Genomic DNA, 19,215 nt, shown 5'->3' with positions numbered 1-19,215 from the left:
CATGCAACCGCGACAGCCGCGCGGCCTCTATTTCGAGGATTTCGAGATCGGCAAGCCGTACCGCACGCCCCGGCGCACGGTGACGTCCACCGACATCGTCAACTTCGCCTGCCTTTCCGGCGACTTCAACGCGCCGCATGTGGACCACGAATTCTGCAAGGAGCAACCCTATGGCGAGCCCATCGCCCACGGCCCGCTGGTCCTCGCCATCGCCGGCGGCCTGATGTGCCAGAGCGGCGTCAACGACGGCACCATCATCGCCATGATGGGCACGGACGACTGGCGCATCCACAAGCCGGTGAAGCATGGCGACACGCTGGAAGTCATCAACACGCCGGTCGAAAAGCGCCTGACCAGCGACGGCAAGCGGGGCATCGTCGTCTTCCACCGCGAAATCCGCAACCAGCGCGGCGAGGCGGTGCACACGATGAAATCGTCCAGCCTCTATCGCTGCCGGCCGGATGCCTGACCCCGCCATGAGCCCCGACAGCCGCCACGACCTCGTCACCGCCCAGGTCGAGAACCCGGATCTGGTCGACCGGCGCCGCGGCCAGATCATCGCCGCCGCGATCAAGCTGTTCGGCGCGCGCGGCTATTACACCGTCACCATCAAGGACATCGCCCAGGAGGCCGGCATCAGCCCCGGCCTGATCTACCAGTATTTCCGCAACAAGGAGGACGTGCTCCTCCTCACCCTGCTGGAGCGGTTGGACCAGTACCACCGCGAGGTCGCCGCCGCGGCCGCCCGCGAGCCGGAACCGCTCGCCCGCCTCTATGCCGCCTTTGCCGCCTATTGCGGCGTGGTCGACGCCAACAAGGAAGCGACCATCCTCGCCTATCGCTCGTTCCGTTCGCTGGACCCGGAACGCCGCAAGCCGGTGCTGCGACGCGAACGCGAGATTCACGCGCTCCTGGCGGGCTGTGTCCGCGCCTGCCAGGAACGGGGATTGGTCCGCGCCCTCGACGTGGACCTGGTCTGTTCGCAACTGGCCTCCATGGCCCATGCCTGGGCGCTGCAATCCTGGCGCTTCGACCGCAGCCACGACGTGCACGCCTATGTCCGCGCCTCGTTCGACCTGCTGGCCCACGGCCTGCTCACCCCCGCCGGCGCCACCGCCGCCGCCGACCTCGGCCCTTTTTGAGGAGACACCGCGCATGTTGAACGCCCAGGACAACGAGACCCTGACCCGCGTCGGCCCCGGCACGCCCATGGGCGACTGGATGCGCCTGTTCTGGATCCCGTTCTACCCCACGGAGGGCCTCGCGCCGGACGGCCAGCCGAAGCGCGTCAAGCTGCTGGGCGAGGATCTGGTCGCCTTCCGCGACAGCGACGGGCGGCCCGGCCTGGTCGCCAATGCCTGCCCGCACCGCGGCGCGCCGATGATGTTCGGCCGCAACGAGGAATGCGGCCTGCGCTGCGTCTATCACGGCTGGAAGTTCGACGTGAACGGCCGGGCGCTCGACATGCCGGCGGTCGACGACGACAGCCTGATGTACAAGAGCGTGCGCCTGCGGGCCTATCCCTGCCGGGAACGGGGCGGCGTGCTCTGGGCCTATCTGGGGCCCGAAACCGCACCGCCGCCGCTGCCGGAGATCGAGTTCAACCTGGTGCCGGCCGAAAACGTGTTCGTCTCGTTCCGGGTGCAGGAATGCAACTGGCTCCAGGCGCTGGAAGGCGAGATCGATTCCGCGCACGCGCCGATCCTGCACGGCCGCATCGACGGCCAGGGCGCGATCAACCAGTGGATCGCTGCCCAGGACCTGCGCCCGAAATTCGAGTGCCAGCGCACCGAGGCCGGCGTCCGCATCGCCGCCCGCCGCGTCGTCGACGAGCGGACCCATTACTGGCGCGTCAACCAGTTCCTGGCGCCGTTCTGGACCCTGGTGCCGCCACAGTCGAAATTCCCGGAACTCTCCGGCCATGCGTGGGTGCCGATGGATGACGAAAACACGCTCTGCCTGATGTTCTCCTACACGCCCGTGGGCGAGCTTTACCCGCGCATGCGCGAGGTGCTGGCGAACGGCCACAAGGGCCGCGAGACCGGCCATGCCAGCCGCCAGGTCTACGAGCCGCAGCCGCCGACCGTGCCCTATGGCGACTTCCGCACCAAATACCGGCCCGACAACGGCTTCGGCTTCGACTACCAAAGCCAGCAGGACCACTGGTTTTCCGGCGTGCCGGGGCTCTGGGTGCAGGATGCCGCCTGCCAGGCCGGCACCATGCCGATCTACGACCGCACGCAGGAGCATCTCTGCGCTTCGGACGCCGGCATCGTCCAGACCCGCCGGCTGTTGCTGGATGCCGTCCGCGCCCATCGCGAGACCGGCACGCTGCCACCGGGCGCGACCCGACCCGAAACCTTCATGGTCCGCGCTGTCTCCATGCACCTGCCCGCCGGCACCGACTGGGCGGAGGCCGCGGCCGGACCGATGACCGCCCGCCTCGGCGCCGACTTCGGCTACGACCTCTGAGGCGCCAAGGCGTCGGTCGCGTGCGGGCAAGGCCCGGGCGCCTGCGCGCAAGGCCCGGGCGCGAAAGATTCGCCTGTCTCTTCGCCCGGCGATCGCCTACGCTGGTGGCTTGACCGCCTTCGGCCCCGAAGCTGGCACGCTTCGCATGCCGCCCGGGGACCGAACCCAAAGAGGAAACCGCCATGTCCAACGCCACCATGCGCGCCGCCGCCGATCCCAGCTCCTACCGCACAATCCGGGTGCGCCCGCAAACCCTGCACATCGGCGCGGAAATCGAGGGCGTCGACTTCAAACAGCCGGTGGCAAAGGAAACGCTGAAGGAAATCCGCCAGGCCCTGGTGGATTGGAAGGTGGTCTTCTTCCGCGGCCAGGACCTGGACCATGCCCAGCATGTCGCCATGGCGCGGCAATTCGGCGAATGCACCATCGGCCACGCGGTCTTCGGCCATGTGGACGGCTATCCCGAAGTCTACTCGGTCGCCAAGAACCGCACCGCCAACAGCAATCGCGAGCAGAAAAAGGTGACCCCCTGGTCCGGCTGGCACACGGACATCACCGCCGCCGTGAACCCGCCCATGGCCTCGATCCTGCGCGGCGTCACCATCCCGCCCTATGGCGGCGACACGTTCTGGACCAATCTCGCCGCCGCCTATGCCGGCCTGTCGGCGCCGATGCAGGGCTTCGTCGAGAGCCTGCGCGCCATCCACCGCTTCGAGGCGACCTCGGGCAAGGCCGCCTATGACGACAGCGTGCGCAAGCGCGTGCTGGTGAGCGAACATCCGCTGGTGACGGTGCATCCAGAAAGCGGCGAGAAGCTGCTGTTCGTCAGCCCATCCTTCCTCAAATCCGTCGTCGGCCTGACGCCGCGCGAAAGCGAGCAGTTGCTGCACCTGCTCTGGGAGCATGTGGTGCGGCCGGAATACACCGTGCGCTTCAAGTGGAATGCCGGCGACATCGCCTTCTGGGACAACCGGTCGACCTCGCACCTGGCGCCGACCGACATTTTCGAGTCCGACTACGACCGCCAGCTCTACCGCATCACCCTGGTGGGCGAGGTGCCGGTGGGCGTGGACGGCCGCCCCTCCACCGGCCTGGAGGGCGACCCGATCCTTTCGGCCGCCCAGGAACTGGCCCGCCGCGCCGCCTGAGGCCCGGCCGCGGCCAGCGGCAAGGTTTCCTGCCTCAAGACGGCCGGGGTCAGATGACCCCGGCTTCGCGCAGTGCTGCCAGGTCTTCGGCGGACTTGCCGAGCAGGCCGCCATAGATTTCGTCGGTGTGGGCGCCGATCTCCTCGCCGGGGTGCGTGATACGGCCGGGCGTGCCCTCCATGCGCGGCACCACGCCGGGCATCACCACCTCGCCCAGTTCCGCATCCGGCACGCGGGCGATATTGTCCCGCGCCGCGTAATGCGGGTCGCTGGCGATGTCGGCGGCGGTGTAGATGCCGCCGAACGGCACATTGGCGCCCACCAGCAGGGACTCGATTTCGTTGAAGTCCATGGTGGCGACCCATTCGGCCAGCATCTGCTCCATCTCGTCGGCGCGGGTCATGCGCTCGGCGATGGTCTTGTAGCGCGGATCCTCCGCCATTTCGGCGCGCCCCATGGCCTTGGCCAGACGGGCCCAGACCGCATCGCCGCCGGCGGCGATCTGCACATAGCGGCCGTCCTTGGTCTCGAACGTGCCGGCCGGCGTGAAGCCCGGATTGCGGTTGCCGATGCGCTCGCGGATTTCGCCGTTGCGGGCGTACATGGTCATCATGTCCGCGGTGATGCGGAACGGCGCCTCATACAGGCCCAGGTCGATCAGCTGGCCCTCGCCGCTGCCGCCGGGCGCATCGCGATGGTAGAGCGCGAACATGGTCGCCAGCGCGGCAAACGTGCCGGTGTTGTAGTCCGCGGTCGCAAACGCCGGGCGCACCGGAAACCGGTCCGGAAAGCCGGTCGGGTACATATAGCCCGAAAAGCCGAGAGCGATGCGGTCATAGCCGGACCGCTTGGCATACGGCCCCACCTGCCCATAGCCGGAGACGCGCGTCATGATCAGGCGCGGGTTGAGCGCGTGCACCACGTCCCAGCCGAGCCCCCATTTTTCCAGCGTGCCGGGGGTGAAATTCTCCATCAGCACGTCGGCGTGGCCGATCAGCTCTTTCAGCACCGCCTGCCCTTCCGGCACGCGCAGATTCAGGGTGACGGACTTCTTGTTCCGCCCCTCGACCAGCCAGTTGCCGGACCGGTTGGCCTTGCCGTTCACCGGCGAGCCGCGCAGCGCGTCGCCGCGGCCCGGCTGCTCGACCTTGATCACCTCGGCGCCGAAGTCGCCCAGCATGGTGGCGCCGAACGGGCCGGCGATCAGCGTGCCGATGTCGAGAACCCGAATGCCGGAAAGGGGCAGATTTTCGCTCATGTTTCCTGTCCTGTCGGCGCGGCATGGCCCGCCGGGAATGGGGCGTCACGGCAAGACCCCGGCACGAGGCCGGGGCTCACCGAAACGTCGATAAACGCAATGGAGGCCGGGGACGGCGCGCGGCCGTCCCCACCCCCTCATTCCGCTGCGGTCGCCTTGCCGCTGCCGTCCTGTTCGCGGCGTTCCTTGGCGACGCGCTTGACCTCGTCGAATTCCGCCCGGCGACGGGCGATCTCCTCGGCCGGGATGCGGTCGATATTCTGGAAATCCAGCTTCCATTCGGCGTCGTCGTTCCAGTGCTGGGGCGACTGCCGCGTGGTGCGCGGGCCGGTGGCGGATTCCAGCAGGTCCAGCGCCATGGCCAGCGTCTCGCGCTGGGAGTCGGCGTCGTGGGGCTTGCCGGCCGGATTGCCCAGCGGGAAGTCGCTGAACAGGAAGCGCGGCACGCCCGCCTGCTCGACGATGTCCTTGGCGCAACCCATGATGACGGTCGGGATGCCGTGCGATTCGAGATAGCGTGCGGTCAGACTCACGGTCTGGTGGCACACCGGTCAAACAGCAACGATCACGGCCGCTTCGACACCGTCCGCCCGCAGCGCGGCCAGCACGTCCCGGCAATCCTGCTCGATCGTCACCACCTGGCTGCGGTTGGTGGGGGTGCCGACGAAACGCTTCGACAGCTCGCCGATCCGCCCGTCCGCCTCTGCCTGCTTCAGCGCCTTCAGCGGGAAGTAGCTGTTGATGTCGGCGGCGGTGGTGTATTTGCGGTCATAGCCGATGTGCGAGATGCGCACGTCCGGCTCGCCCTCGATCGAGTCGGTGTAGACCCGATAGAATTTCGCCGAGGCGTTGTAGGCCGCGCCCGGGCCCTGGTCGCCCTTGTCGGCCTGATAGGGCGCCGCGGTCACCACCAGACCCACCTTGGTCTGGTTCAGCGGCTTGGCCAGCTTCGTGAAGGGAACGTCCCGGTATTGGGCCCACCGGTACGGATTGCCATAACCGAGTGCGAGATAATAATCCCGCAATCGTTTCATATACGGGACGGGCGCATCGTGCTCGGGCGCAAAGCCGAGCGCGGCGTCCGTCTGCGATTGATCGCTCATGGGCTACCTTTCGCCGTTGCCGGGGAGCGAACGCCGCAGGGCGCAATTGCCCTGCCATCGCGCTCACCCGAAGATCGACCCAATCATAGAATAGCGGCGCCGCCGGGCCAACCGCGATTCAGTGGCGCGTCTTCGGAAGCCGGGCCAGCCGCCAGGTGATGGCACTGGCCACCAGCGACAGCGCCAGCATCAGCGCGAACGCGGCCCGGTAGTCCCCTTCCGCATCGAACACCATCGCCCCGATCAGCGCACCGAGGCCGCCGGCAATGTGATGGGTCATGGTCACCATGCCGGAAATCGTGCCGAGATTGCGCCCGCCGAACCGGTCGCGCACGAAAATCACCGTCAGGGGTGCCGTCACCCAGAAGGTCAGGCCATAGCCCAGCGCAAACACGGCGATCGCCGCCGGCGACCGGTCGACCAGCACCAGCAGGAACAGGGCGTTGCGGACGATGAAGCTCGCAAAGGCCGGCCAGGCCGGCCCGGACCGGTCGGACCACGCCCCGGCCGTCAGCACGCCCACCAGGCCCGCCAGCCCCATGAAGGCCAGCAGATTGCCGGCCAGCAACGGCGCCACCCCCTGATCGAGCGCGAAGGCCACCACGTGCGAGGACACGAAGAAATCCTGGAAGCCGCAGACCGCATAAAAGGCCATCAGCGCCCAGAAACCGCCCGTCCCCGCCGCCTGCCGCACCGTCGCGCCATCGCCCGGCGCCGCCCGGCCGCCAGGGCCGTCAGGGCTGCCAGGGCTGCCAGGGCTGTCGGAGCAGGCCGTCCCGCCGGCGCGGTCACGCAGCAGCCCGATCAGCAACACGGGCGCCGTCACCAGGTTCAGCAGCCCCAGCCACAGAAACACCTCGCGCCAGCCGGCCTCGACCAGCACGACCGACAGGCCGGAGAGGATCAGCAACTGCCCGACCCCCATGCCGGAAATGGCGATGCTGTTGGCGAGCCCGGCCCGCGCGCCGAACCGCCGGGTCAGCATCACGCCCACCGGCGTGATCGAGATCGCGCCATTGCCGACGGCGAACACCACGCCATACAGCAGAAGGGCCTGCCAGGCGTGCTCGGTCAGCGCCATCAGGCCGATGCCCGCCGCACTCACCAGACAGCCGCCGGCCAGGATCCAGGCGGGCGCATACCGGTCGGCCAGGCGCCCGACCAGCACCATGGTGAAGGCCGTGGTCACCATGAACACCGCGATCACCGCCCCCAGCAGCGTGCGGTCCCAGTCCAGCGACTCCGCCATCGGCTTCAGCACCAGACCGATGCCGTGACGGGCGCCACCGCCGATGAACAGCGTCAGAAAACCGAGCGTCAGCGCAAGGCCGCCGACGCGCCAAAGGTCCTTGACCCTCATGCCAAACTCTCACCGGGTTCGCGGTACGACAGCGTATCGCCCCCGTCCGGAGCCAACAAGCGCCGCATCCCGTCCCGGCCGTGCCGGCCTCAGCCCTGGCGTTCGCGCAGCAGCAACGGGCCATAGAGCAGGGCGAACCCGGCAAAGGCCCCGATCCAGAGCAGGCCGGACGCCAGATAGAGGTCCGACGCCGCCTCCGGCACCAGTCCGGCGGCCAGACGGACCAGCGCGGCCGCGATCATCAGGCCATAGACCAGGGTGGTTCCCGCCCCGGCGGTCAGCGCCTGCCCGGTATGGCCGAGGGTCGCCCGCGTCATCACCGCCAGCGTCATCAGGCCGATGGCGCCGGCCATCCAGAGATGCAGTGCCGCGGCGGGGGCCAGCCCATCGGGCCAGAGCGCGGCCACGCCGAGCGCCAGCGCCCCCAGCGCCACGAAGGCATAGGCGGCGTGCAGCACCCAGACCAGCGGCTCGGCGCCGGTGCGATCGCCGCTCCAGCGCACCAAACGCAGGGCATGCAGGCCGCCGGCCGCCAGCAGCAACACGCCGGCCGGCACGCTCTCCGGCGCCGCGATCCAGGCGACGAGCGCCAGCGCCAATCCGGCCAGGGCGAGCTTGTCATAGCCGCGCATCGGCGGCGCCGGCAGGCGCCCGGCCTCGCGGCGCACCAGCCAGTTGCGGGTGAAGGAAGGCACGATGCGGCCGCCGATAAAGGCGATCATCAGCACCGCGCCAGCGATGCCGATGCGCATGCCGAACCCCTGCGCCGCAAACCGGTCCGCCGCGGCCTCCGCATGGAACACCGCATTGCCGGCGACGAACACCGCGAACAGCGCCAGCACCGCCAGATTGCGCCAGTTGCGCCCGCGCACGATCTCGCGCGCGATCACGCCCGCCAGCACGACCGGAAACGCCAGGTCGATGGCCGCGGTCGGGATCGGCCCCAGCAGGCCGCTCACCATCACCGCGCCCCGCCCGGCCAGCCAGAGCAGCACCAGGACGGTCAGCGGCCAGCCGACCACCGGCAGCCGCCCGGTCCAGTTCGGCACCGCTGTCAGCAGGAACCCGGCCATGACCGCGCCCAGATAGCCGAACAGGAATTCGTGCGCATGCCAGGAGATCGGGTCGAACCGGGTCGGCAGGGTCACATGCCCCGCCAGCATGCCGAGCCACAGCACCATGGCCAGCGCCGCCCAGAGCGCCGCGCCCAAAAAGAACGGGCGGAAGCCGAAGGTCAGCAGGGCCGGCCCCCGCCATGCCCGCATCTGGTCTGCCGTGGACGCCATCGGATCGTCTCCCCGGTTGCAATCGGTTCGCAATGTCGGCCCAGCCTACGCCCGAACCGTGGCGGCTCCAATGCGAACCGCCCGCAAAAGCGCCCGGAAGCCGGTGCTGCGACAACACACCCGACGCGGCCGCCCGCGGGGCGCACCGGTCCCCGGCGCCGGCACGGGGCATCGACGCGGCATCGACGCGGCGTCGGCGCGCCGGCGGTCTCTAGCCGCGGCGCCACGGCCCCGGTAAGCTGCCGCCAACCCTGACCCGTTCGATCACGAGGATCCGCCCCATGCCCTCCACCGCCCAGGACGACGCCCGCACCCCCATTCTCGTCGGCTGCGGCCAGGTCACCCAGCGCGAGCCGGACCCGGCCAAGGCGCTGTCGCCGCTCGACCTGACCGCCGCCGCCTGCCGCGAGGCCGCCAACGACGCCGGCCCCGGCCAGAAACTGCTGGAGGCGCTGGACACCATGGCGCTGCTGCGCTCGTTCTCGGACACGAGCTGGCGCTTCGCCTCGCCCTTCGGCGGCTCGAAACACCCGCCGAAATCGCTCGCCGCCCGCCTCGGCGCCGACCAGATCGCCCGCAAGCTCTACACCCATCCGGGCGGAAACATGCCGCAATGGCTGGTCAGCCGCTTCAGCGAGATGATCACCCGCGGCGAGGTGCAGGCCGCGCTGGTCTGCGGCGGCGAGGCGCTGGCGACGCAGAAGGCGGCCCAGCGCGCCGGCCTGAACCTGGACTGGAACGAGGACCCCGGCGGCGAGCCCGAGACCTGGGGCGTCTCCACCCGCGGCTGGAACGACATGGAAGACCGCCACCGCATGGCCGGCGCCATCTTCGCCTATCCGATGATCGAAAACGCCATCCGCGGCGCCCGCGGCCGCACCATCGAAGAGCACATGCTGGCCATGGGCAAGCTGTTCGAGGGCTTTGCCCGGGTCGCGGCAGACAACCCGCTGGCCGACCGGCGCGACGGCTTCACCGCCAAACAACTCGCCACCGTGAACGAGAAAAACCCCTATATCGGCTTCCCCTATCCGAAGCTGATGAACGCCAACGCCTTCATCGACCAGTCGGCGGCGGTGATCCTGACCTCCGTCGCCATGGCCAAGAAGCTGGGCGTGCCGCGGGAGAAGTGGGTCTATCTGCACGGCTGCGCCGATACCTACGACCACTGGTTCCTGTCGGAGCGGATCAACTATTACACCAGCCCGGCCATGCGCATCGCCGCGCGCGAGGCGTTCGAAATGGCGGAGTGCACCGCCGACGACATGGCCTTTCTCGACCTCTATTCCTGCTTCCCCAGCGCCGTCGAGATCTGCTGCGCCGAACAGGGCATTGCCGAGGACGACCCGCGCGGCCTGACCGTCACCGGCGGCCTGCCCTATTTCGGCGGCCCCGGCAACAACTACGTCACCCACTCCATCGCCGAGATGATGAACAAGGTCCGCTCGCAGCCGGGCGCCAAGGGCATGGTGACGGCGAACGGCAACTATGTGACCAAGCAGGCGGTCGGCATCTATTCGACCGAGCCGCCGGCCCGGCCGTTCGCGCCGAAAGACCCCAAGACCTACCAGGCCGAAATCGACGCCGCCAAAGGCCCGAAGGTCACCGAATTCGCCGAGGGCGCGGCGGAGATCGAGACCTACACCGTCGTGCACGACCGCAAGGGGCCCAGCTTCGGCCTGCTGTTCGGCCGCCTCGACGACGGCTCGCGCTTCATCGCCAACACGCCGGCCGACCCGGCCCTGCTGGCGGAAATGGAGGTCAAGGACCATCTGGGCGCCAAGGGCCGCGTCGCGAGCCAGGACGGCATCAACATCTTCACCCCGTCCTGAGGTCCGCCATGCACGCGCTCATCGTCGGCGGCGGCATTGGCGGGCTGACCACGGCGCTCAGCCTGCACGCCGCCGGGATTTCCTGCCGGGTGTACGAGGCCGTGCCGGACCTGCAACCGCTGGGGGTCGGCATCAACGTGCTGCCCCATGCGGTGCGGGAGCTGACCGAGCTTGGCCTCGCCGACCGTCTCGCCGCCACGGCCATCCCCACGGCGGAGCTGATCTACGCCAACCGCCACGGCCAGCAGATCTGGCAGGAGCCGCGGGGCACGGCCGCCGGCTATCGCTGGCCGCAATTCTCGATCCATCGCGGCGAATTGCAGATGGCCCTGCTGGCGGAGGCGCGGGCGCGGCTCGGCGCCGACGCCATCCTGACCGACCACCGCCTGACCGGGTTCGACCAGTCGGGCGACACCGTGACCGCCCGCTTCGCCCGCGCCGACGGCGCGACGGTCACGGCCGAGGGCGATCTGCTGGTCGCCTGCGACGGCATCCATTCCACCGTGCGCCGGCATTTCTATCCGGACGAAGGCGCGCCGATCTGGAACGGCAACGTGCTCTGGCGCGCTACCACCCTGGCCCAGCCCTATCTGACCGGGCGCAGCATGGTCATGGCCGGGCACCAGGCGCAGAAATTCGTCTGCTACCCGATCTCGCGCCAGGCGGAAGAGCGGGGCGAGGCCCTGATCAACTGGATCGCCGAGATCAAGTTCACCGACCGCCAGACCTGGCGGCGCGAGGACTGGAACCGCCGCGCCAACCTCGCCGATTTCCTGCCGGCGTTCGAGGACTGGGATTTCGGCTGGCTCAAAGTGCCGGACATCATCCGCGGCGCGGCGGAGGTGTTCGAATACCCGATGGTCGACCGCGACCCGGTCGCGGCCTGGAGTTTCGGCCGCGTCACGCTGCTGGGCGACGCCGCCCATCCCATGTATCCGATCGGCTCGAACGGGGCGAGTCAGGCGATCCTCGACGCCCGCCGGCTCGCCTGGCACCTGGTCCGGCAGCCCGACCCGGACGCCGCCCTGCGGGCCTACGATGCCGAGCGTCGGCCGGCGACGGCGGCCATCGTGCTCGCCAACCGCGAGAACGGGCCGGAACAGGCGATGGAAATGGTGCACGAGCGCGCACCGGACGGCTTCGACGACCTTGCCGCCATCGTGTCGCCCGCCGAACTGGCAGCGACGGCCGAGCGCTACAAGGCGCTGGCGGGCTTCGACAAAGATACGCTGAACACGCGCGAAAGCTGGTCGGTGCGGCGCTGACGGCGCCCGCGCACCACCGCGCGGGCGCTCACGTCAGGCGGGCGCTCAAACCGGGCGGGCGCTACTGCGTCGTTTGCGGCTGGACGGGTTGCGGCTGGACCTGTTGCGGCTGAACCTGTTGCGGCTGGACGGGTTGGGCCGGTGCCGGCGAGCCAATCGCGGCCACCTCTGCGCGCAGCGAGTCGGCAATCGGGTTCGAGAAATTGCCGTAGAGAACGATTTGCTCCGGCCGTGTCTCGCCATTGTAGACCTCGGCGTTCCAGTCCTCGCGCCGCGCCAGCACCGCGCCTTCCAGCGACGCGCCCAGGAACAGGCCCTTGGTGGTGGAATAGGTGTAGATGTCCGTGCCGACCTCGGTGGAACTCGACGCTTCGATGCCGGTTCCGACGGGGCCGACCGCCGCGCTCAGATCGCCGCCCAGCTTGACCTGGTCGGCCATGATCGCCCGCAACGCATCCCGGTTCATGATCAACAGCACGGCCGCCGACGACTGTCCGCCGATCTGGAGCCCGAAACTCACCGAGCCCAGGGTGTAGAAGGCGGGGTAGGACCAGCTGCCGTCCGGCTTGCGCGCCAGCAACACGCCGCTGCCGCCCTCGCCGCCGACGAAAAACGCGCCCTTCAGCAGGTTCGGAAAGATCATGATCGCCTGGGCGTGCTGGGCCAGCGCCCGCGCATCCGCCATTTTCGGCGAGTCCGCGATGCGCTCCAGGGCGAATTGCGCGTCCGACAGCAACTCGCGCTGGGTGATCAGGTCGGCGGCCCGCGCCATCGGCGCCAGGCTTCCCACCAGCAGCAACAGGGTCAGAAAGCGGGCGATCCGCGTCACCATGGTTCAGCTCCTCGACGGCCCTAGTCGGCCGATTGCAACAACAGCCCGCGATGGCGGGCGATCCGGAAGGCATACAGAAACAGCGCCAGTGCGCCGGCAAGATAGACGCCGTTCAGCGCAACCGCGCTCCAGAACAGATCGAACCGGAACGCGCCTTCGATCATCACCGCGCGCATCCCTTCGAACACGTAGGCGGTGGGCAGAGCCCACGCAATCCACTGCACCGATTCGGGCAAAACCGAGACCGGGTAATAAACCGCACTCAACGGCGCGATGGCATAGATCGACACCCAAGCGATGGTTTCCGCTCCCAGGCCGTAGCGCAGCAGCAGCGCGCAAACGGCCACCGCCACGGCCCAACTGAACACCATCAGATTGGCAAAGAAGGCGACCAGCGCCAGCCCCAGATCGAACACGGAATAGTGATAGAGCAGAATGGCCACGCCCGCCGCCGGCAGCATGCCGGCCAGGGTGCGCACCAGGCTGACCGTCATCAGCCCCGCCAGCAATTCCCACGGCCGCAGCGGGCTGCAAAACAACTGCCCCAGATTGCGCGACCACAGCTCCTCCAGAAACGAGACCGACACGCCCAGCTGGCCGCGAAACAGGGTGTCCCACAGCAGCACGCCGGCGATCAGCGCGCCCGAGGCCTGCAACAGCCAGTCGGAATGCTGGATGAAAAACTTGGTGATCAGCCCCCAGAGCAGGATTTGCATCACCGGCCAGTAGGCCAGTTCGATCAGCCGGATCCACGAGCCGCGGTAGATATAGAAGTGCCGCAGCAACAGCGCCTGGATCCGCCCCAGGCTGCGGATGGGGCCGATCATGACACGATCCCCCCTTCCGCGGCCCCATCCGCGACCACGGGCGCGCCGGCGCCACGGGCTCCCCGGGCAATGGCGAGGAACACCTCCTCCAGGTCGCGCCGGCCGTAGCGGCGGATCAGGTCGGCCGGCGCCCCCTCCGCGACGATGCGGCCGGCGCTCATCATCAGCACGCGATCGCAGAGCCGCTCCACCTCCGGCATGTTGTGCGAGGCCAGCAGGATGGCGGCGCCGGTCTGGCGCTGATAGTCCTCCAGATAGCCGCGGATCCAGTCGGCCGTGTCCGGGTCCAGCGAGGCGGTCGGCTCGTCCAGGAACAGGACTTTCGGCCGGTTCAACAAGGCCTTGGCCAGCGACAGGCGCGATTTCTGCCCGGCCGACAGCGTGCTGGTGCGGCGGTGCATCAGGCCGGCCAGGTCCAGTTCCACCGCCAGGTCGCGAATGCGCTGGCGCGGGCGCGGCACGCCGTAAAGGCCGGCATAGACGCGCAGATTCTCCCATACGGTCAGTCGCCCGGGCAGTTCCGCATAGGGCGACGAGAAATTGACCGCCGGCAGGGCTTTGTAGCGCCGGCGCGCCATGTCGTGGCCCAGCACCTGCGCCAGGCCGCCGCTCGGCAATAACAGGCCCAGCAGCATCGCGATGGTTGTGGTCTTGCCGGCGCCGTTGCCGCCCAGCAACCCCACCACCTGGCCGGCACCGATGGCGAAGGAAACGCCGTCCACGGCCCGGACGGCGCCGAAATGCTTGGTTAGCCTTTCGGCGAAAATCGGCGCTTGGTGGCTTGCAGAGGTCATGACTGGCCCGATAGATAGAAAGAATCGAAACACCGTCCCACAGCCTGCATGCTGCTCGGGCGGTTGCAATATGGAAATGGAACCGCCCCTTGGCCCGTGGTGCCCCGCAAATTCGCGTCCGCTCGCACACGCTGGTGGCCATTCGCTGGGTCGGTGTGGCCGGCCAGGGCGTCACGCTGCTGATCGTCTATTACGGCCTCGGCTATGTCTTCCCCATTGTCCCGGCCATTGCCGCGGTGATCGCCTCGGCGGCGCTGAACCTGTTCGTGCTGCTGCGCCACTGGGCCCGGCCGCATATCGGCGACCGCGACGCGACGCTCTATCTGGGCTTCGACATTCTGCAATTGGGGGTTCTGCTCTATCTGACCGGCGGCATCCTGAACCCGTTTCTGGTGCTGATCCTGGCGCCCATTGTCGTCTCGGCGACGGTGCTGTCCTCGGCCAGCACCGTGATCCTGTCGCTGCTGGCCATCGGCTCCGTGACGCTGCTGGCCTTCCGCCACCTGCCGCTGCCGACGCCGCACCCGATGGCCCAGCCGGACCCGGTGTTCGTGTTCGCGCTCTGGATCGCGATGATCCTGGCCATCGGCTTCACCGCAGGCTATGTCTACCGCGTCGCCCGCGAGCAGCGACGGATGCAGGATGCGCTGGCGGAAGCCCAGGCAGCGCTGGCGCGCGAGCATCAGGTGTCCGCGGTCGGTGCCATCGCCGCCGCGGCCGCCCACGAACTGGGCACACCGCTTGCGACGATTTCCGTGGTGGCGAAGGAGCTGGTGCGCGACCTGCCGAAGGACGGCGAGTGGGCGGAGGATGCCGAACTCCTGCTCTCGCAAGCCGAGCGGTGCCGTGATATCCTGGCCGAGCTTTCGGCGCGGCCCCGCGGCGATACCGGCGAGGCGTTTTACAAGGGGCCGATCAGCCTGCTGGTCGAAGCCGTGTCGGAGAGCCGGGGCATGGCCGGGGCGTCGGTGCGAATCGTTCGCGAGGCAGACACCGAATCACCCGCTGCGGAGCCACGGGTGATGCGGCGTCCGGAAATTGTGCATGGCATCGGAAACTTTATTTCCAACGCACGCCAATTCGCAGAATCGGAAGTGTTGGTAACGATTTACTGGGATTCTGAGACCTGTCGCATTACGGTGCAGGACGACGGACCCGGCTTTGCACCCAGTGTTCTGAGCCGCCTGGGAGAGCCTTATGTCTCGACCCGGCGCGACGCGGACGGCCATATGGGCCTGGGCGTGTTCATCGCACAGACCTTGTTGGAACGAACGGGTGCACGGGTCGAATTTGACAATCGCGTCGACGGTGGCGCGGAGGTGGTGGTGACCTGGCCGCGCCACCGCCTAGAACAGGAGGACCAGATATGAACGACATGTCTCCGGCCGTTGCCGAACTGAAGGAGCGCTCGCTGCTGATCGTCGACGACGATCCGCCGTTCCTGCGGCGGCTGGCCCGCGCGATGGAGCGGCGCGGTTTCGAGGTTCAGATTGCCGAAAGCGCTGCGGCCGGCGTTGCGGCCGCCCGCAGCAAGCCCGCCTACGCCGTGGTCGACCTGCGCCTGGGCGACGGCAGCGGTCTGGACGTGGTCGCGACGCTGCGCGAACACCGCCCGGACATCCGCGCCATCATCCTGACCGGTTATGGCAATATTGCGACCGCCGTCGCGGCGGTGAAGGCCGGCGCCATCGACTACATGCCGAAGCCCGCCGACGCCGACGCCATCGAGGCGGCGCTGCTGCAAACCGGCGAAGGGCCGCCGCCGCCGCCGGAAAACCCGATGTCGGCCGACCGCGTGCGCTGGGAGCACATCCAGCGGGTGTACGAACAGTGCGAGCGCAACGTGTCGGAAACGGCGCGCCGGCTGCGCATGCACCGCCGCACGCTGCAACGCATCCTGGCCAAGCACGCGCCGCGCGAATAGCGCCGCCGGCACGGGGAGCCGGGCGATGGTGTTCGCTCTGTTCCGGCGCAAGGAGCAGCCGGACGCACCGCGGGTGCCGGACGATGCCGTGGTCTATGCCATCGGCGACGTGCACGGCTGCCTCGACCTGCTGCAAAAGCTGGAGCGGGAAATCGCCGATGACATGGCCCGGCGCAAGGCCTCCCGTCGGGTGGTTGTCTATCTGGGCGACTATATCGACCGCGGCCCCGATTCCCGCGGCGTGATCGAGCATCTCTCCACCCGGCCCCTCCCCGGGTGCGAGAGCGTGCATCTGGCGGGCAATCACGACCGCTGGCTGCTGGATTTTCTCGACGATCCCGGCCAGGGCCATGCCTGGCTAATGAATGGCGGCCGCGCGACGCTGGCCAGCTATGGCGTCGGCGACGTCGCGAAGGAGTCCCGGCGCCAGGAATTGCAGGGCCTGCGCGATGCGCTCGACCGCGTGCTGCCAGCCCATCACCGGACCTTCCTGCAGGGGCTCGCCTACTGCCACGAGGAAGGCGACTATTTCTTTGCCCATGCCGGCGTGCGCCCCGATGTGCCGCTGGCCGAACAGGAGCCCGCGGACCTGCTCTGGATCCGCGAGGAATTCCTCTATTCCGATGCCGATTTCGGCAAGGTGGTGGTGCACGGCCACACCCCCACCCACACACCGGAAGAGTACAAGAACCGCATCGGCGTGGACACCGGCGCCTTCATGTCCAACCGGCTGACGGCCCTGGTGCTGGAAGGCGCCAAGCGGCGCTTTCTCTATGCCCAGGTGGGCGGCTTCTGAGGGATTGGCCGGCGCGCGCCGGTCGCCGGGCATTGCACCAAAGACCAATCCCCGTACAATGCTGGCGACCGGCGTGCCCAGCCGCGGCCCGCCGCCGCCGCTTCGCCCAGAGGAGCCTGCCCGATGAAGCTGATGTGGTTCCACCTGATGCCCTATACGGAGTTGCCGGACGATTTCCGCGACAACCATCCCTCCGTCTGGGTCGACATTCATTCCTCGCTGTTCCAGCCCGAACGCGCCCATCACATGTACAACGACTTCATGGATGAGTTGGAATACGCCGCCGACATGGGCTTCGACGCGATCTGCGTGAACGAGCACCATTCGAACGGCTACGGCCTGATGCCGTCGCCGAACCTGATCGCCTCGGCGCTGGCCCGGCGGACGACGGACACCAAGCTCTGCGTCATGGGCAATTCCATCGCCCTCTACAACCCGCCGACCCGCGTCGCCGAAGAGTTCGCGATGCTGGACTGCATTTCCGGCGGCCGGCTGATCGCCGGCTTCCCGGTCGGCTCGCCCATGGACACCTGCTTTGCCTATGGCCAGAACCCCAGCCAGCTGCGCCAGCGCTATCAGGAAGCGCACGACCTGATCGTCAAGGCCTGGACCGAGAAGGACACCTTCGCCTTCAACGGCCGCTTCAACCAGCAGCGCTATGTCAATATCTGGCCGCGCCCGGTCCAGCGGCCGCACCCGCCCGTGTGGGTGCCGGGCGGCGGCTCGGTCGAGACCTGGCACTGGTGTGCCGAGATGGACTATGTCTACTGCTACCTGTCCTATTACGGCTACAAGGCCGGCCTCCAGACCATGCAGGGCTTCTGGAAGGAGATGGAGCGGCTCGGCAAAGACCGGAACCCTTACCGCGCCGGCTTCCTGCAATTCGTCGGCGTCGGCGAGACCGAGAAAGAGGCCTATGACCTCTACAAGGAAGCCGCCGAGTATTTTTATGGCCGCTGCCTGCATGTGGACGCCCGCTTCGGCAACCCACCCGGCTACACCACCGAGGGCACGCTGCGCGCCGGCATTCAGAGCCAGGTCGGCCGCGCCATCTCCGAGAACCGCGCCGCCCTGCGCGCCAACAAGAACGCGCGCGAATACGATGCCATTCTCGACAACGGCTATGTCATCGTCGGCACGGCGGACCAGGTGGCCGAGCGCCTGCGCGAGGTCGCGAAGGAGCTGCATGTGGGCCATCTGATGCTGCTGCTTCAGTTCGGCAACATGTCCAAGCAATTGACCCAGTACAACACCCGGCTGTTCGCGGAAAAGGTGATGCCGCAAATCCGCGACCTGTTCGACGACGAGTGGGAGGACCGCTGGTGGCCAACCCCGCTGCCGGACAAGGAGCGTGCCAAGGTGGGAGCCCCGAACACGATGGCAGCGGAATGATGGATTATCGCGAGGAAACAATCGCCGCCCACGGCCTCGAAGCGCGGGTCTGGCGCAAGGGCAGCGGGCCGAAGGTCGCCTATTTCGCGGGCTTTGCCGGCCTGCCGAAATGGATCCCGATGCTGGACGCGCTCGCCGCCCGGTGCGAGGTGGCGGCGATTTCGCTGCCGGGCTTCCCCGGCGGCGGCCGCGGGCATCTGGAACTGGACTCGCTGTTCGAATGGGCGCTGGCCGCCCACGACCTGGTCGACGCCGCCGGCTGCCGCGGCGCGACGCTGATGGGTGCCTCCGTCGGCGGCGCGCTGGCGCTGGAGGTGGCGGCGATCTGGCCGGAGAGCGTCGGCCGGCTGGTGCTGCTGGCCCCGTTCGGCCTGTTCGACGACGCCAACCCGCCGACCGACCCCTGGGGCCAGCGCGGCGACGAGGTCGACGGCCTGATGTGCGAGACCGCCGGCGCCTACACCGCCCTGATCGAGCGCCCCGGCAATGCCGACCAGATCGAATGGCCGATCGAGATGACCCGCGCGCGCGAGGCCTCGGCCCGCTATCTCTGGCCGAACAGCGCGACCCATGTGGAGAAGCGCCTGGGCCGCATCCAGGCGCCGACGCTGGTGCTATGGGGCGAGAAGGACAAGGTGCAGCCCCCCGCCTATGCCGAGACGCTGAAGGCCGGCCTTGCCGGACCGGTGACCGTCCAGACCCTGGCCGGCGCCGGCCATATGGCGGAACTGGACGCGCCGGAGGCGGTGGCGGCGGCCGTCGCGGCATTCGCGGCCGGCTAAGCCGGTTGCCGTCCCTCCCCCTTGGGCGTCATTGCGAGGAGCGAAGCGACGTGGCAATCCAGTGCGGGGCAATCCAGTATGGGGCAACCCAAAATGCCTCGAACCCGGATGAAGCGCCGGCCCGGATCGCTTCGCCCGACCCAA

The 19,215-nt window shown here is 68.5% G+C and carries 18 protein-coding genes; 11 read left to right on the top strand and 7 right to left on the bottom strand.

The window, feature by feature from the left end:
- Position 1: 1 nt before the first annotated feature.
- The 4 genes from H6844_04755 (at position 2) to H6844_04740 (ending at position 3,620) form a co-directional block, all read left to right on the top strand.
- On the top strand, positions 2-469 hold the full coding sequence (locus H6844_04755) for a MaoC family dehydratase N-terminal domain-containing protein (GenBank protein MCB9928713.1): 468 nt from the start codon (positions 2-4) through the stop codon (positions 467-469).
- A 7-nt stretch (positions 470-476) separates the two neighbouring features.
- A complete protein-coding gene (locus H6844_04750; GenBank protein ID MCB9928712.1) occupies positions 477-1,142 on the top strand; it encodes a TetR/AcrR family transcriptional regulator in 666 nt (221 codons plus the stop codon).
- A gap of 13 nt (positions 1,143-1,155) precedes the next feature.
- On the top strand, positions 1,156-2,472 hold the full coding sequence (locus H6844_04745) for a Rieske 2Fe-2S domain-containing protein (GenBank protein MCB9928711.1): 1,317 nt from the start codon (positions 1,156-1,158) through the stop codon (positions 2,470-2,472).
- Between the two features lie 197 nt (positions 2,473-2,669).
- Complete coding sequence (locus H6844_04740) at positions 2,670-3,620, top strand: TauD/TfdA family dioxygenase (protein MCB9928710.1); 951 nt, start codon at positions 2,670-2,672, stop codon at positions 3,618-3,620.
- A 49-nt stretch (positions 3,621-3,669) separates the two neighbouring features.
- On the opposite strand, the gene H6844_04735 is transcribed toward H6844_04740, so the two are convergent.
- The 4 genes from H6844_04735 to H6844_04720 form a co-directional block, all read right to left on the bottom strand.
- A complete protein-coding gene (locus H6844_04735) occupies positions 3,670-4,878 on the bottom strand; it encodes a CoA transferase (GenBank protein ID MCB9928709.1) in 1,209 nt (402 codons plus the stop codon).
- 137 nt (positions 4,879-5,015) lie between these two features.
- Complete coding sequence (locus H6844_04730) at positions 5,016-5,981, bottom strand: glycine reductase (GenBank protein ID MCB9928708.1); 966 nt, start codon at positions 5,979-5,981, stop codon at positions 5,016-5,018.
- A gap of 118 nt (positions 5,982-6,099) precedes the next feature.
- Positions 6,100-7,341, bottom strand: coding sequence for an MFS transporter (locus H6844_04725; GenBank protein ID MCB9928707.1), 1,242 nt, complete (start codon positions 7,339-7,341; stop codon positions 6,100-6,102).
- An 89-nt stretch (positions 7,342-7,430) separates the two neighbouring features.
- Positions 7,431-8,627: an NnrS family protein gene (locus tag H6844_04720; GenBank protein ID MCB9928706.1), complete on the bottom strand. Its 1,197-nt coding sequence runs from the start codon at positions 8,625-8,627 to the stop codon at positions 7,431-7,433.
- A 281-nt stretch (positions 8,628-8,908) separates the two neighbouring features.
- On the opposite strand from H6844_04720, the gene H6844_04715 reads away from it, so the two are divergent.
- Together H6844_04715 and H6844_04710 are read left to right on the top strand one after the other, a co-directional pair.
- Positions 8,909-10,459 (top strand): acetyl-CoA acetyltransferase, encoded by a 1,551-nt coding sequence (locus H6844_04715; protein MCB9928705.1) that lies wholly within the window; start codon positions 8,909-8,911, stop codon positions 10,457-10,459.
- Between the two features lie 8 nt (positions 10,460-10,467).
- Complete coding sequence (locus H6844_04710) at positions 10,468-11,724, top strand: flavin-dependent oxidoreductase (GenBank protein MCB9928704.1); 1,257 nt, start codon at positions 10,468-10,470, stop codon at positions 11,722-11,724.
- Between the two features lie 61 nt (positions 11,725-11,785).
- Here H6844_04710 and H6844_04705 read toward each other — a convergent pair whose 3' ends face one another.
- The 3 genes from H6844_04705 to H6844_04695 are packed head-to-tail and all read right to left on the bottom strand — an operon-like array spanning position 11,786 to position 14,177.
- Complete coding sequence (locus tag H6844_04705; protein MCB9928703.1) at positions 11,786-12,556, bottom strand: lipid-binding SYLF domain-containing protein; 771 nt, start codon at positions 12,554-12,556, stop codon at positions 11,786-11,788.
- 20 nt (positions 12,557-12,576) lie between these two features.
- Positions 12,577-13,383, bottom strand: a complete 807-nt coding sequence (locus tag H6844_04700; GenBank protein ID MCB9928702.1) for an ABC transporter permease — start codon at positions 13,381-13,383, stop codon at positions 12,577-12,579.
- Complete coding sequence (locus tag H6844_04695) at positions 13,380-14,177, bottom strand: ABC transporter ATP-binding protein (GenBank protein MCB9928701.1); 798 nt, start codon at positions 14,175-14,177, stop codon at positions 13,380-13,382. The genes H6844_04700 and H6844_04695 overlap by 4 nt, the downstream gene beginning before the upstream one ends.
- Positions 14,178-14,245: 68 nt before the next feature.
- Here H6844_04695 and H6844_04690 point away from each other — a divergent pair, with 68 nt between their 5' ends.
- The 5 genes from H6844_04690 (at position 14,246) to H6844_04670 (ending at position 19,071) form a co-directional block, all read left to right on the top strand.
- A complete protein-coding gene (locus tag H6844_04690) occupies positions 14,246-15,547 on the top strand; it encodes an ActS/PrrB/RegB family redox-sensitive histidine kinase (protein ID MCB9928700.1) in 1,302 nt (433 codons plus the stop codon).
- Positions 15,544-16,101, top strand: a complete 558-nt coding sequence (locus H6844_04685) for an ActR/PrrA/RegA family redox response regulator transcription factor (protein MCB9928699.1) — start codon at positions 15,544-15,546, stop codon at positions 16,099-16,101. The genes H6844_04690 and H6844_04685 overlap by 4 nt, the downstream gene beginning before the upstream one ends.
- A gap of 25 nt (positions 16,102-16,126) precedes the next feature.
- A complete protein-coding gene (locus H6844_04680; protein ID MCB9928698.1) occupies positions 16,127-16,897 on the top strand; it encodes a serine/threonine protein phosphatase in 771 nt (256 codons plus the stop codon).
- A 123-nt stretch (positions 16,898-17,020) separates the two neighbouring features.
- Positions 17,021-18,289 (top strand): LLM class flavin-dependent oxidoreductase, encoded by a 1,269-nt coding sequence (locus H6844_04675; protein ID MCB9928697.1) that lies wholly within the window; start codon positions 17,021-17,023, stop codon positions 18,287-18,289.
- Positions 18,286-19,071: an alpha/beta fold hydrolase gene (locus H6844_04670; GenBank protein ID MCB9928696.1), complete on the top strand. Its 786-nt coding sequence runs from the start codon at positions 18,286-18,288 to the stop codon at positions 19,069-19,071. The genes H6844_04675 and H6844_04670 overlap by 4 nt, the downstream gene beginning before the upstream one ends.
- Positions 19,072-19,215: the final 144 nt, after the last annotated feature.

It is taken from the genome of Alphaproteobacteria bacterium (assembly GCA_020638555.1).
Lineage (GTDB): Bacteria > Pseudomonadota > Alphaproteobacteria > Bin95 > Bin95 > JACKII01.
The sequence above is the reverse complement of the archived record's forward strand: the minus strand, read 5'-3'. Positions and strand labels throughout refer to the sequence as shown.

What these genes read in the sequence shown, in the direction of transcription:
- H6844_04675 (MCB9928697.1), top strand. Translation starts at nt 17,021, where the DNA reads ATGAAGCTGATGTGGTTCCACCTGATGCCCTATACGGAGTTGCCGGAC.
- H6844_04705 (MCB9928703.1), bottom strand. Translation starts at nt 12,556, where the DNA reads ATGGTGACGCGGATCGCCCGCTTTCTGACCCTGTTGCTGCTGGTGGGA.
- H6844_04715 (MCB9928705.1), top strand. Translation starts at nt 8,909, where the DNA reads ATGCCCTCCACCGCCCAGGACGACGCCCGCACCCCCATTCTCGTCGGC.
- H6844_04725 (MCB9928707.1), bottom strand. Translation starts at nt 7,341, where the DNA reads ATGAGGGTCAAGGACCTTTGGCGCGTCGGCGGCCTTGCGCTGACGCTC.
- H6844_04680 (MCB9928698.1), top strand. Translation starts at nt 16,127, where the DNA reads ATGGTGTTCGCTCTGTTCCGGCGCAAGGAGCAGCCGGACGCACCGCGG.
- H6844_04755 (MCB9928713.1), top strand. Translation starts at nt 2, where the DNA reads ATGCAACCGCGACAGCCGCGCGGCCTCTATTTCGAGGATTTCGAGATC.
- H6844_04720 (MCB9928706.1), bottom strand. Translation starts at nt 8,627, where the DNA reads ATGGCGTCCACGGCAGACCAGATGCGGGCATGGCGGGGGCCGGCCCTG.
- H6844_04745 (MCB9928711.1), top strand. Translation starts at nt 1,156, where the DNA reads ATGTTGAACGCCCAGGACAACGAGACCCTGACCCGCGTCGGCCCCGGC.
- H6844_04695 (MCB9928701.1), bottom strand. Translation starts at nt 14,177, where the DNA reads ATGACCTCTGCAAGCCACCAAGCGCCGATTTTCGCCGAAAGGCTAACC.
- H6844_04750 (MCB9928712.1), top strand. Translation starts at nt 477, where the DNA reads ATGAGCCCCGACAGCCGCCACGACCTCGTCACCGCCCAGGTCGAGAAC.
- H6844_04710 (MCB9928704.1), top strand. Translation starts at nt 10,468, where the DNA reads ATGCACGCGCTCATCGTCGGCGGCGGCATTGGCGGGCTGACCACGGCG.
- H6844_04735 (MCB9928709.1), bottom strand. Translation starts at nt 4,878, where the DNA reads ATGAGCGAAAATCTGCCCCTTTCCGGCATTCGGGTTCTCGACATCGGC.
- H6844_04685 (MCB9928699.1), top strand. Translation starts at nt 15,544, where the DNA reads ATGAACGACATGTCTCCGGCCGTTGCCGAACTGAAGGAGCGCTCGCTG.
- H6844_04740 (MCB9928710.1), top strand. Translation starts at nt 2,670, where the DNA reads ATGCGCGCCGCCGCCGATCCCAGCTCCTACCGCACAATCCGGGTGCGC.
- H6844_04700 (MCB9928702.1), bottom strand. Translation starts at nt 13,383, where the DNA reads ATGATCGGCCCCATCCGCAGCCTGGGGCGGATCCAGGCGCTGTTGCTG.
- H6844_04670 (MCB9928696.1), top strand. Translation starts at nt 18,286, where the DNA reads ATGATGGATTATCGCGAGGAAACAATCGCCGCCCACGGCCTCGAAGCG.